Origin of the sequence: Pseudomonas sp. NPDC090203 (genome assembly GCF_044746765.1) — a bacterium.
In the GTDB taxonomy this organism is placed as follows: Bacteria; Pseudomonadota; Gammaproteobacteria; order Pseudomonadales; family Pseudomonadaceae; genus Aquipseudomonas; species Aquipseudomonas putida_AD.
Genome location: NZ_JBIVCV010000004.1, coordinates 429,649 through 440,938 on the forward strand (window position 1 = coordinate 429,649; position 11,290 = coordinate 440,938).

Consider the following 11,290-nt stretch of genomic DNA (forward strand, 5'->3'; position numbering starts at 1 on the left):
CTCAGCGCAGCTTCTCCAGCATTCCGTAGTACCACATGCCTGCCGCCAGCAGCGGGTTGCCCAGCACATTGCCCATCGGCACGCGCAGGTGCTTGCAGGCGGCGAAGGTGTCGAACTGTTCGAGGGTGCCGGTCAGGGCCTCGGCCATGATTTCGCCCATGATGTGGCTGGTCGCCACGCCGTGTCCGGAGTAGCCCTGGCAATACCAGACGTTGGGCGAAAGTTTGCCCAACTGCGGGATGCGATTGACGACGATGCCCATCGCACAGCTCCACTGAAAATCAATCCGCACGCCCTTGAGCGCCGGGAAAGTGCCTTCGATGCAGGGCCGCAGCTCGCCTTCGATGTCCCGTGAATCCTTGCCCGAGTAGTTGGCCCCGCCGCCGAACAGCAGGCGCTTGTCGGCAGTCAGGCGGTAGTAGTCGAGCACGAACCGGCAGTCATACACCGCAAGGTCCTGCGGGTTGATCTGCTCGGCCAGTTCGCCCAGTGGCTCGGTGGTGACGATACCGCCCATGGCGGGGAAAATCTTGCCGCCAAGCTTGGGTTTTTCCAGCTTATGATAGACGTCGCCGGCCAGCATCACCTGGCGCGCTTCGACCCGACCGTGGGCGGTGACGACGGCCGGGCGCGGGCCGTGGACGATCTCCAGCACCTCTGAGTTTTCGAAGATCAGCGCGCCCAGGCTGCGAGCCGCGCGCGCTTCGCCCAGGCACAGGTTGAGCGGATGCAGGTGCAGGTTGCGCAGGTTTTTCAGCGCGCCCTGATACAGCGGGCTTTGCAGGTGTTCGGCGATGCCCTGACGGTCGAGCAACTGCACCTGGTCGCCCATGCCACGGCGCTCTGCCTCGGCCTTGAAGCTGCGCAGCTCCTCCATGTGCGAAGGCTTCATCGCGGTGTGCAGATGGCCGCGTTTGAGATCGCAGGCGATGCCGTAGCGCTGAACCCGCTGCTCGATGATCTGATGCCCGCGCCAGCGCAGGTGCCAGATGAAATCGTCGACCTCGGCGCCCAGATGCTTGCCCATCTGCTTGCGCATGGCCTCGTCGCCCGAAAGGCTGCCGGTGACCTGGCCACCGTTGCGCCCACTCGCGCCCCAGCCGATGCGGTGGGTTTCAATGATCGCGACCTTCAGGCCGCGCTCCGCCAGCTCCACTGCAGTGGCGACGCCGGTAAAACCGCCGCCGATGATCGCCACATCGACCTCTACCGTGCCGTGCAACTGCGGGTATTCGCTAAGGTCATTGAGGGTTGCGCTGTAATAGGACGGCGCCCGCTGGGCCCGCCCGGAATGCGTTGCTGTGTTCATGGTTCCACCTTGTTCGAATCTTTGGGGTCAGGCCTGATGCAGGTACCAGCGCCAGTCCTGTTCGCTGACTTCGGCCATGAACTGGCGGTACTCGGCACGCTTGACCTTCAGGTACACGGCGAAAAAACCGTCGCCGAGGGCTTCCCGCGCCCATTCCGAGTGCTCAAGGGCATCGAGGGCGGTGAGCCAGTCGGTGGGCAGGTGCTCGGTGGCCTGGGCGTAACCGTTGCCTTCCACCGGCGCGCCCGGATCAAGCTGCTCGCGGATGCCGTGATGGCTGGCGGCAAGGATCGCTGCAGCCGCAAGATAGGGGTTGGCATCTGCGCCACAGATACGGTGCTCGACATGCCGGCTGTTGGCCGGACCGCCCGGTACGCGCAGGCTGACGGTGCGGTTGTCGATGCCCCAGGTCGGCGCCAGTGGGGCATAGCTGTTGGCCTGAAAACGCCGGAACGAGTTGGCGTTGGGGCAGAACAACAACAGCGAATCACGCAGGTGGCGCAACATGCCCGCCACTGCCTGACGCAGCAGTGGCGTCCCGGCCTTGTCGTCGCTGGCGAACAGGTTGTTGCCCTCGCTGTCGGCCAGGCTCAGGTGCATGTGCATCCCGGTGCCCGCCAGATTCGCGAAGGGCTTGGCCATGAAGCAGGCCTGCATGCCGTGGGCATGCGCCACCCCCTTGACCAGGCGCTTGTAGCGCACGGCCTGGTCCATCGTTTCCAGCGCATCGCCATGTTCCAGGGTGATCTCCACCTGGCCCGGCGCATATTCCGAGATCGCGGTGCGCGCCGGGATACCCTGGGCCTTGCAGGCGGCGTAGAGGTCGGCGAGGAAGGGTTCAATCTGCTCAAGCTCGCGCAGGCCATAGACCTGAGTCGTGCGCGGCCGTCCGCCATCGTTGTCCAGCGCCGGTTGTGGACGGCCCTGGGCATCGCGCTGCTGATCGAGCAAATAGAACTCCAGTTCGCACGCCATCACCGGGTGCAAGCCGTCGGCCTTGAGTGCCTGGATCGTGCGCAGCAAGACATGGCGCGGGTCGGCGACGCTGGCTGGCAGGCCCTCGGTGGGGTGCATGCTGACCTGCACCGCAGCCGTCGGAATCCGCCGCCAGGGCAGACGCACCAGACTGCCATCGAGTGGATAGGCGCGGCAGTCGATGTCACCCACATCCCACACCAGCCCTGAGTTTTCCACGTCGTCGCCATTCATGGTCAAGCCCAGAATGGTGCTGGGCAGGGGGCGCCCGGTCTGGTACACGGCCAACAGCTCGTCGCGGTGCAACAGCTTGCCCCGCGGCACGCCGTTGGCGTCGAGGATGAACAGCTCGAACAGTTCGATATCGGGGTTTTCACTGAGGAAACGGGTTGCCTGTTCTACAGATGCAAAGTGCATGTCGAATTCGCTCGCGCACAGAGGCGCACAGGACCACCGTTGGGTTACGGGCGGTCGAGGAGGTAACGGCAAAGATGCCGACGCGTGTCAGTGGACAGCGAGCGAGAGATCCGGCGGACGGGCATGGCGGCAATGCCACAGCGCCCAGAAGGCGAGAATGATATGGACAAGGGGATTTGCGCCCGCCAGTGCCTTGGCTTTCGGCATTGCGGAATGGGATGGAGCGGGCGCGATGATCTGACGGGAAATCATGCGCCGATGCTCACACGGGGCGCGGGATGGGAGCAAGCATAGAACTGATGATCTTTAGGTTGGCCGTGGCTAAACATTCAGCTTTCCAGAGTGAAGAAGGCTGTACGTCCCGCACATAGGGCAGAGCGTCTGTCGCGCCTACCTAAACCGTGTCTCCTTAAGCCCTTTCAGGAACGTATAGGACGCATGATTCAGCGTCTCCCTGGGTTGGGTAATCACGCTCACCGAGCGCTTGATGCTGCGGTCTTCCAGGGGCAGGAAACTCAGGTTTCCGCTGGCCCCCGAACGGCTCAGCAACTCCGGCAACAAGGTTATGCCCATGCCCTGGGCGACCAGGGCCAGCAGGGAGTTGGTGTTCCTGACGCTTAGGGTCGACTGGTCACGAATGTGCCGGAATTCGGCGGCGGTGATGTCGGCGCCCAGCCCGCTGTTGATGAAGTTGTGCCCTTGCAGGTCGCTCCAGCGCACTGGCCGACCCAGTTGATTGAGGCTGCTGTCGCTGCTGCACACGACGCAGAATGCATCTGAGAAGAGGTGTTCCTGTTCGATGTTGGGAATGATCGCGGGCACGGTCGCAATGCCGATATCCACCTCGCCACTGAGCACCGCCTGCACCACGCGCGCCGAATCCATGTCGCGGATGTCCAGGTGGAACTGCGGATGGCGTTCATGGAACTGCGCAAGGATCGGCGGCAGCAGCGTGATGGCGAAGGAGGGCACTGCCGCGACCCGCACCAGCCCGGTTTCGGCCTTGGCGTAGGCCTTGATGGTGCCGATGGTGTGCTCGAAGTGCGCCAGTTCACGTTGCGCCTCGAGCAATACGAAACGTCCCAGCGGGCTGAGCTGGTTCTTGCGCTCGCCCTCGAAAAGCGAACCGCCCAGTTCCTCTTCCAGCTGCTTGAGTGACAAGGACACCGCCGCTGGCGTGCGGTGCAGGCGTTGGGCGGCCTGGGACAGGTTCTGGCTAGTGGCGACCGCGACGAAGAACTGCAAATTGGAGATCTTGATGCTCATGGCACGCCCTGTTGGTGGGTGGATTTTCGATTAAATAATACTTAACAAGCGTTAAATTATATTAGATTTACTTAAATTGTCACCGGCTCATAATTCTCTCAAACCACACCGAGGCGCCGTCCCGCCGAGTGTGCCGCTCAGGAGAGTTTCATGAGTCAGATACAGTGCAACTACATCGCCGGCCAATGGCTTGCAGGCGTCAACGAGATTGAAAATCGCAACCCCTCCGACACCAATGATCTGATTGGTCTGTACGCCCAGGCGTCCAGGGCGCAACTGGACAGTGCGGTTGCCGCCGCCCACGACGCGCAGAAAGTCTGGGCCCGCAGCGGGATCGAGCAACGCTACAAGGCGCTGATGAGCATCGGTGAGGAGCTGATCAAGCGCGCCGAGGAAATCGGTCAGGTCCTGTCCCGTGAAGAGGGCAAACCCCAGGCAGAGGGCCGTGGCGAGGTGTATCGCGCCGGGCAGTTCTTCACCTACTACGCCGCCGAAACCCTGCGCCAGTTGGGTCACACCGCCGATTCGGTGCGCGACGGCATCGAGATCGATATCCGTCGCGAGCCGGTGGGTGTGGTGGCGATTGTCTCGCCGTGGAACTTCCCGATGGCCACTGCCTGCTGGAAGATCGCCCCGGCGCTGGCGTTCGGCAATGCCGTGGTCTGGAAGCCCGCCAACCTGACCCCGGCCAGCGCGGTGATTCTGGCGGAAATCATCTCCCGTCAGGACCTGCCCGAGGGCCTCTTCAATCTGGTAATGGGCGCAGGGTCCGAGATCGGTCAGGCGCTGATCGAACATCCCGGCGTCGGCGCCATTTCGTTCACCGGTTCCGTGGAGGTGGGCAAGGGCATCGCCGCTTCGGCGGCGGCCAATCTGACCAAGGTCCAACTGGAGATGGGCTCCAAGAACGCCCTGGCGGTGATGGACGATGCCGACCTGGACCTGGCCGTGAACTGCGCGGTGAACGGCGCCTTCGGTGGCACCGGGCAGAAATGCACGGCATCGTCGCGGCTGATCGTGCACGCGGACATTCACGACGCCTTTGTCGAGAAGCTGCTCGCGGCGACAGCGGCGCTGAAGGTCGGTCATGCCCTGGAGACCGGCACCCAGCTCGGCCCCGTAGCCAGTGAGGCGCAGTTGCAGGCCAACCTGTCGAACATCCGGCTGGGCCGTGAGGAAGGCGCCGAACTGTTGACCGGCGGCCAGCGCCTTGAGCGGTCCACGCCAGGGTTTTACCAGGCACCGGCGCTGTTCATCGGTGGCCATAACAGCATGCGCATCAATCGCGAAGAGCTGTTCGGGCCGATTGCCTGTGTGATCAAGGCCAGCAGTTACGACGAGGCGCTGAGTCTGGTCAACGACACACGGTTCGGCCTGACCGCCGGCATCATGACCCGCTCGCTGGCCCGCGCCACTCACTTCCGGCGCAACGCCCGGGTCGGGTGCGTGATGGTCAACTTGCCCACCGCAGGCACCGACTACCACGTGCCGTTCGGTGGGCGCGGGGACTCAAGCTACGGCCCCCGAGAACAAGGCCGCTCGGCCGTCGAGTTCTACACCCACGTCAAGACCGGCTACATCGCCGCAGGAGCACCGCTATGAGCCTGGCGCAGACATTCAACGCCCGCGGGCCGCGGATCGACGGCATGCAGTACGACAACTGGTCGGAAAAAATCTTCCAGCAGATGCGCGCCGGCGGTGTCGACGCGGTGCACGTGACCATCGCCTACCACGAAAACTTTCGCGAGATGGTCGCCAACATCGAAGCCTGGAACCAACGATTCCAGCGCTACGGGCACCTGATCCTGCACGGCAAATGGGCCAGTGACATCGCCCTGGCGCGGCAGACCGGGCGCACGGCGATCTTCTTCGGCTTCCAGAATCCGTCGCCGATCGAAGATGACATCGGCCTTGTCGAGGTGGTGCATAGCCTCGGCGCGCGCTTCATGCAGCTGACCTACAACAACCAGTCGCTGCTGGCGACCGGGTGTTACGAGCAGAACGATCCGGGCCTGACCCGCATGGGCAAGCAGGTGATCCGCGAGATGAACCGGGTCGGGCTGGTGGTGGACATGTCCCACTCGGCCGAGCGCTCGACCCTGGAAGCCATCGAGCTTTCCCAGCGCCCGATCGCCATTACCCACGCCAACCCCGGGTTCTGGCATGCGGCCCTGCGCAATAAATCGGACGTGGTGCTCAAGGCGCTGGGGGAGAGCGGCGGCATGTTCGGCTTCTCGTTGTACCCCCATCACCTCAAGGACAAGAGCGACTGCACGGTGCAGAGCTTCTGCGAAATGATCGCGCGCTGCGCTGACCTGATGGGCGTCGAGCATCTGGGCATCGGTTCGGACCTCTGCCAGGACCAGCCCAATAGCGTGGTGGACTGGATGCGCGTCGGGCGCTGGACCCTGGAAGTCGATTACGGCGAAGGCTCCAAGGCGCAGCCGGGGTTTCCCGACCAGCCGCAGTGGTTCCGTGATAACCGCGACTTTCACAACATCGAGTCGGGGCTGCGCGCCGTTGGCTTCAGCGCGGCCGACACTGCCGCGATCATGGGCGGCAACTGGCTGCGGTTTTTCGAAGAGAGTTTCACCCCGGCGCAGCAGCAGGTTCAGGCAGTTGCCCAACCCAGCGCTCCGTCGTGCGGGATCGCGGTCTGAGGATCCCGAGCATTGACCGTTTGACCTGACGCAAGCCCTGCCAAGGGCATCGCAAAGCACCAAGAACAATAAACGCACCCATAACAATTATCAGCGAATGCCATCACTTTGCGGAGGCACTATGGAAATCCCTGGCGAAATCAACGCGGGAATCAAGACAGCTGCACGGCACAACAGCCCGGCTGATGCGCTCGACTGGTCGATATTCTGGATCAGCGGCGGGTTCTTCCTGCTGTTCCTGGTCATTGCCCTGATCGACCTGGACACGCTTTCTTCACTGATCGGCACCGCCTTTTCCTGGAGCACACGATTCTTCGGGTTGTATTGGCAGCTCCTGATGCTGGCGACCTTTGCCGCCAGCCTGTACATCGGCTACAGCCGTCTGGGGCGGGTTCGCCTGGGTGGCGTGACGCACAGACCGAGCATCAGCACCTTCAACTGGGTGTCGATGATCATGTGCGCCCTGCTGGCCGGCGGCGGCGCATTCTGGGCGGCCGCAGAGCCCATGATGCATTTCATCACGCCGCCGCCTTACTTTGGCGTGGTGGCGAAAACCGCCCCTGCGGGCGTGGCGGCCTTGTCACAATCGTTTCTGCACTGGGGCTTCATGGCATGGGCCGTGCTCGGCAGCCTGCTGACCGTGGTCTACATGTACCTGCACCACGAAAAGAATCTGCCATTGATGCCGCGCACCTTGCTCTATCCGTTGCTGGGCAAGCGTGCGCTGAAAGGCCCGATTGCCGTGTTCGCTGACGCCTCGGCGATCATCGCGGTGGTCGCCGGTACCATCGGCCCGGTGGGGTTTCTGGGCTTGCAGATCTCCTTTGTGCTGCATTCGGTGTGGGGTGTGCCGAACACCATCATGGTCCAGTCGATGGTGATCCTCGCCGTGACGGTGATCTACACCCTGTCCTGTGTGATCGGGCTGGGCGGGCTGCGCCTGGTGAGCAAGGTGCATGTGTGGCTGATGCTGGGCCTGGCGGCGTTCCTGTTCATCTTCGGTCCGACGCTGTTCCTTTCCGAGACCTTCGCCCAGAGTCTTGCCCTGCACGTCACCCGCTTCTTCCAGACGGCCATGTACCGCGACGACAGTTCGTGGCTCAATGGCTGGACGCTGTTCTACTGGGGCTGGTTCATCGGTTACGCGCCGATGATGGGCATCTACGTGGCCAAGGTGTCTCGTGGCCGGACCATTCGCGAAGTGATTACCCTGATGTCCGTGGCCGCACCGGTGATTACCATGATCTGGTTCACGCTGGTGGGTGGCACCGGGATCGGCGTGGAGCTGCAGTCACCCGGCAGTGTGATCAGCCATGGCGTGCAGCCCGAAGCGCTGTTGCTCGGCGTCGCCCAGTCGATGCCCATGCCGAACCTGATTTCTGCGCTGTTTCTGTTTCTCAGCTTCTTCTCGGTGGTGACCAGCGCCGGCTCGATGTCCTACACGGTGGCCATGGCGGTCAGCCGCGGCGAAGGTGAATCGCCGGCCTGGCTGCGGGTGTTCTGGGGCGCAGGCATGGGCCTGGTCGGAGCCACCTTGATCACGCTCGGCCAGGGCGGCGTGAGTGCGTTGCAGTCATTCATCGTGATCACGGCTGTTCCGGTTTCCCTGCTGATACTGCCGTCGGTCTGGGATGCGATCCGTATTGCCAGGCAGATGGCCCGCGAGCAGGGAGTGAACTGAATGAATATGCGACCACCGGCCACCGTCATGAAAGCTTCGCGACTGGGCGCCTTCCACCAATCCCGTTTGTCGTTCATGCGCCAGTTGCTGCGCCGCCTGAAGGCCGAGCGCTGGCAGTTCCAGCGTTCGGTATGGACGGTCGACGATCAGGGCGTAGGGCGAGCCGTGTACATCGCGACCGGGCCGCAACGCAGCTACAGCCTCGTGGCCTTCGCCCATGACCTGGACCCGGCGTTGCGCTCGGACCGGGTCATCGCCACAGCCTGGGATGCGACGTTTGCGCTGTTCGACGGAATCCCCGATGCCGATGATCTGGCGCGGCTGGAAGCCAACGTGCCACGCCAGGAAGCCGGGCGTGTTTCGTCCCGAGAACTGTGCATGGCACGGGCCAACCGCTCGGTGCGGCTGTTCGACCATGTCGTGCAGGCTCTGTCCGAAGGTCACCAGCCGGAGCGTGAGGCCATCGATGAAGTGGGCTATCTGATGCGCACCACTGCGGTCTATGGCAGTGGCAAGTTCGGCGCCGCAGACCGTGAAAGCATCGCTGACCGGGCGGAGCTCGCGGCACCGTTTCAGGCCGAAATGCTCACTGTGTATCTGATTCGGGCGTTTACCCTCGACCTGGTTGAGCACCTGGCCCGGGTTCGCGCACCGCAGCGTGCCGTGGCGCTGGCACCGGAGTTGCGCCGCCGCTTTGGCATCGGCAACTCCACAGGTCTTGGCATGGCGCCGTTTCTGCTCAACCACCCGGTGCTGTTGAATAACTGGGTCAGCGCGCGGGAGACCGCGTTGCAACGGGTTCGCGGGCTGCAGCAAGCCAGTGCCGAGGAACGTCGGGTGTTTGCCGACTACCTGAAGCGGGCCCAGGCCAGCGTCAGAAACTGGCACAGCGAACACGAACTGCAACACGCACGCATTCTGCAGTTGCAGGAGGATCTTTCGTGGGTTCAACGCAAGCTGGACGACGGCATGCTGGATCAGCCCGCGCCCTGGGATGGGCTCTATCGATGGGCTGAGTCCGCGCTGTCCCTGGAGGCGCAGGAGTGCCTGGTGTCGTTGCTGCTGGAGCCTTACGCCGATCTGGTGGACGAGCTGGGCGAGGGCATGCACGCGGACGAGCAGCAGAGTTTCGTGATCGAGGGTGGCATGAGCGTAGGGCAGTTGCGGGACATCCTGCGGGCGCATTACAGCTGGGTTGCCGGTATCGATTTTTCCCGCGAGAGCAGCCAGGCGCTGTTCTGGTACGTGTCCGAAGAAAAGCTCGAACCTCGAATCGGTCAGCGCTTCAACGAGCCGGGGCAGGAGCTTGAACAGCCCCTGGCCGTGGCCCGGGACATTCGCCGCTTGCAGGCTGCGTTGGCCGGTTATGCGGATGAGCAACGGCTGGCGGGGTTCCTGCTCCAGCATCCGGAGCATCGTCACGCCGTGCGCAGGGCACAGCTGGCGCCGGCGTTCCCCTACGCAGACATTCAGGACAACCTGATCGATGAGGCCCTGCTGCCGATCGACCTGCTGCGCTGCAAGCTGTCGTTTTTCGGCGCCACGCACTTTGACCCGCGCTCGGATCGCTGGGTGCGTATCACCCTGTATCAGGGTGCGCCGTTCCCCCATGAACTGGCGACCCTGCCGGCGGACGACTGGTCCTGCCCGCGTCTCGACCTTGAGGAGCAGCATCGTGAATGCCTCGTTGAATGAAATCGAAAACCTCTGCAAGAAGGCTGCTCGCGGTGCGGGATTGTCCTGGGGGCTGGCTGAAGAGGCCGGCAAGGCCGCACGCTGGCTCAGCGGCAATGGCCTGGACGGACCGCAGCTGCTGGCTGCGCAATTGCGCCTGGACGATGGCTGCGCGTATTCGCAACTGATCCCTGACATCGGCACCGCTCGTTGGGCGTCGGAGCACGGCGCGATGTGCCCGCTGATCGCCGGGGTGACGCTGAGCGACCATGCATACCTGTTACGCGAAAAGGGCGAGATTCTGCTGGGCAACGTGAGTCAGCCGCAGTTGCTGATGCCATTTGCCAGCGCCAGTGCCAGGCAGTCGGGCGTGATGCTGCAGTTGGCGTGGGAGGGGTGCGTGCTTGAGTTTTCACCGAATGGGGAGTGGCTGCTGATGGGCGGTGAGAGCTTCGCCAGCCAGCAGGTCGAGAGCGTCAGTTGCCGGTGCATCGCGACGGCCAGTGATTTTGAACAGACGCCGAAGCGCTCGATCCCGACCCTCGCCACCAGCGTGCATGATTACCTCGACAGCCTGGCAGCGCGCACCTACGTGCCTGCGTCTGAAGCCTCGCGCCTGACAGGTGCTGGGGCTGGCGCGAGCGACAACATCTGATACTTCTTCATCTGACCGAGAGCATTGCAATGTTGGAAACGATCCAGAAAATCGGCACCACCCCACGTTTCAGCGAAGCTGCCATTTACAACCAGACCGTTTACCTGTCGGGCAAGGTGTCGCAAATCGTCGACGGCGATATTCAGGCCCAGACCGCTGATGTGCTGGAACAGATCGATCAGGCCCTGGAACGGGCTGGCAGCGACAAGGGCCAGTTGCTAAGCGCACAGATCTGGCTCAAGGACATGGCCGATTATGCGGCGATGAACCAGCTGTGGGACGCCTGGCTCGATGGCGTGCAGGCACCTGTCCGCGCGTGCGTGCAGGCGCCCATGGCCAAGGAGCATTACCGTATCGAAATCATGGTGATCGCAGGGATGCTGCGCCGGTGAGCTGAAACACGACGCTGTGTAGCAGTCCGGCTTGCCGGCGTCAGCGATTGCGAGTGCGCAATCGCCGGCAAGCCGGACTGCCGATCCCCGTAGGAGCGCGCTTGCCCGCGACCGCGTCAGGTCCGGCGCCGCGACGTTGAATGACCCACCGCCGTCGCGGGCAAGCTGAACTGGCCTAATGATCCCGGACACCTCTTAAGGGCGATATGATTCGCCCAATTCAGGAGGTTCCATGCAAGAGCGAAAAACCTATACCCGCGA

9 protein-coding genes are annotated in these 11,290 nt (G+C 63.2%); 6 read left to right on the forward strand and 3 right to left on the reverse strand.

What is annotated here, in order from left to right:
* Position 1 precedes the first annotated feature (1 nt).
* The 3 genes from ACIPO9_RS09835 to ACIPO9_RS09845 all read right to left on the reverse strand — a co-directional run bounded on the left by ACIPO9_RS09835 (position 2) and on the right by ACIPO9_RS09845 (position 3,967).
* Positions 2 to 1,309, reverse strand: coding sequence for an NAD(P)/FAD-dependent oxidoreductase (locus ACIPO9_RS09835; RefSeq protein WP_400780492.1), 1,308 nt, complete (start codon positions 1,307 to 1,309; stop codon positions 2 to 4).
* Between the two features lie 27 nt (positions 1,310 to 1,336).
* Positions 1,337 to 2,701 carry a glutamine synthetase family protein gene (locus ACIPO9_RS09840; RefSeq protein ID WP_400780493.1) on the reverse strand — a complete coding sequence of 455 codons (1,365 nt, stop codon included), beginning with the start codon at positions 2,699 to 2,701 and terminating at the stop codon, positions 1,337 to 1,339.
* Positions 2,702 to 3,091: 390 nt separating this feature from the next.
* Positions 3,092 to 3,967, reverse strand: coding sequence for a LysR substrate-binding domain-containing protein (locus tag ACIPO9_RS09845; RefSeq protein ID WP_400780496.1), 876 nt, complete (start codon positions 3,965 to 3,967; stop codon positions 3,092 to 3,094).
* A gap of 150 nt (positions 3,968 to 4,117) precedes the next feature.
* Here ACIPO9_RS09845 and ACIPO9_RS09850 point away from each other — a divergent pair, with 150 nt between their 5' ends.
* The 6 genes from ACIPO9_RS09850 (at position 4,118) to ACIPO9_RS09875 (ending at position 11,029) form a co-directional block, all read left to right on the forward strand.
* Positions 4,118 to 5,569, forward strand: coding sequence for an aldehyde dehydrogenase family protein (locus tag ACIPO9_RS09850; RefSeq protein ID WP_400780498.1), 1,452 nt, complete (start codon positions 4,118 to 4,120; stop codon positions 5,567 to 5,569).
* A complete protein-coding gene (locus tag ACIPO9_RS09855) occupies positions 5,566 to 6,627 on the forward strand; it encodes a membrane dipeptidase (RefSeq protein WP_400780499.1) in 1,062 nt (353 codons plus the stop codon). Before ACIPO9_RS09850 ends, ACIPO9_RS09855 begins: the two co-directional genes overlap by 4 nt.
* A gap of 121 nt (positions 6,628 to 6,748) precedes the next feature.
* Positions 6,749 to 8,308, forward strand: a complete 1,560-nt coding sequence (locus tag ACIPO9_RS09860; protein WP_400780501.1) for a BCCT family transporter — start codon at positions 6,749 to 6,751, stop codon at positions 8,306 to 8,308.
* Positions 8,309 to 10,003, forward strand: coding sequence for a hypothetical protein (locus ACIPO9_RS09865; RefSeq protein WP_400780503.1), 1,695 nt, complete (start codon positions 8,309 to 8,311; stop codon positions 10,001 to 10,003).
* Complete coding sequence (locus ACIPO9_RS09870) at positions 9,984 to 10,637, forward strand: DUF3726 domain-containing protein (RefSeq protein ID WP_400780506.1); 654 nt, start codon at positions 9,984 to 9,986, stop codon at positions 10,635 to 10,637. The genes ACIPO9_RS09865 and ACIPO9_RS09870 overlap by 20 nt, the downstream gene beginning before the upstream one ends.
* Positions 10,638 to 10,666: 29 nt before the next feature.
* Complete coding sequence (locus tag ACIPO9_RS09875; protein WP_400780508.1) at positions 10,667 to 11,029, forward strand: RidA family protein; 363 nt, start codon at positions 10,667 to 10,669, stop codon at positions 11,027 to 11,029.
* The last annotated feature ends 261 nt before the right edge of the window (positions 11,030 to 11,290 follow it).

Excerpts from the sequence above, each read along its gene's own strand:
- ACIPO9_RS09855 (WP_400780499.1), top strand. The coding sequence starts at position 5,566 with ATGAGCCTGGCGCAGACATTCAACGCCCGCGGGCCGCGGATCGACGGC.
- ACIPO9_RS09845 (WP_400780496.1), bottom strand. The coding sequence starts at position 3,967 with ATGAGCATCAAGATCTCCAATTTGCAGTTCTTCGTCGCGGTCGCCACT.
- ACIPO9_RS09835 (WP_400780492.1), bottom strand. The coding sequence starts at position 1,309 with ATGAACACAGCAACGCATTCCGGGCGGGCCCAGCGGGCGCCGTCCTAT.
- ACIPO9_RS09850 (WP_400780498.1), top strand. The coding sequence starts at position 4,118 with ATGAGTCAGATACAGTGCAACTACATCGCCGGCCAATGGCTTGCAGGC.
- ACIPO9_RS09865 (WP_400780503.1), top strand. The coding sequence starts at position 8,309 with ATGAATATGCGACCACCGGCCACCGTCATGAAAGCTTCGCGACTGGGC.
- ACIPO9_RS09875 (WP_400780508.1), top strand. The coding sequence starts at position 10,667 with ATGTTGGAAACGATCCAGAAAATCGGCACCACCCCACGTTTCAGCGAA.
- ACIPO9_RS09860 (WP_400780501.1), top strand. The coding sequence starts at position 6,749 with ATGGAAATCCCTGGCGAAATCAACGCGGGAATCAAGACAGCTGCACGG.
- ACIPO9_RS09840 (WP_400780493.1), bottom strand. The coding sequence starts at position 2,701 with ATGCACTTTGCATCTGTAGAACAGGCAACCCGTTTCCTCAGTGAAAAC.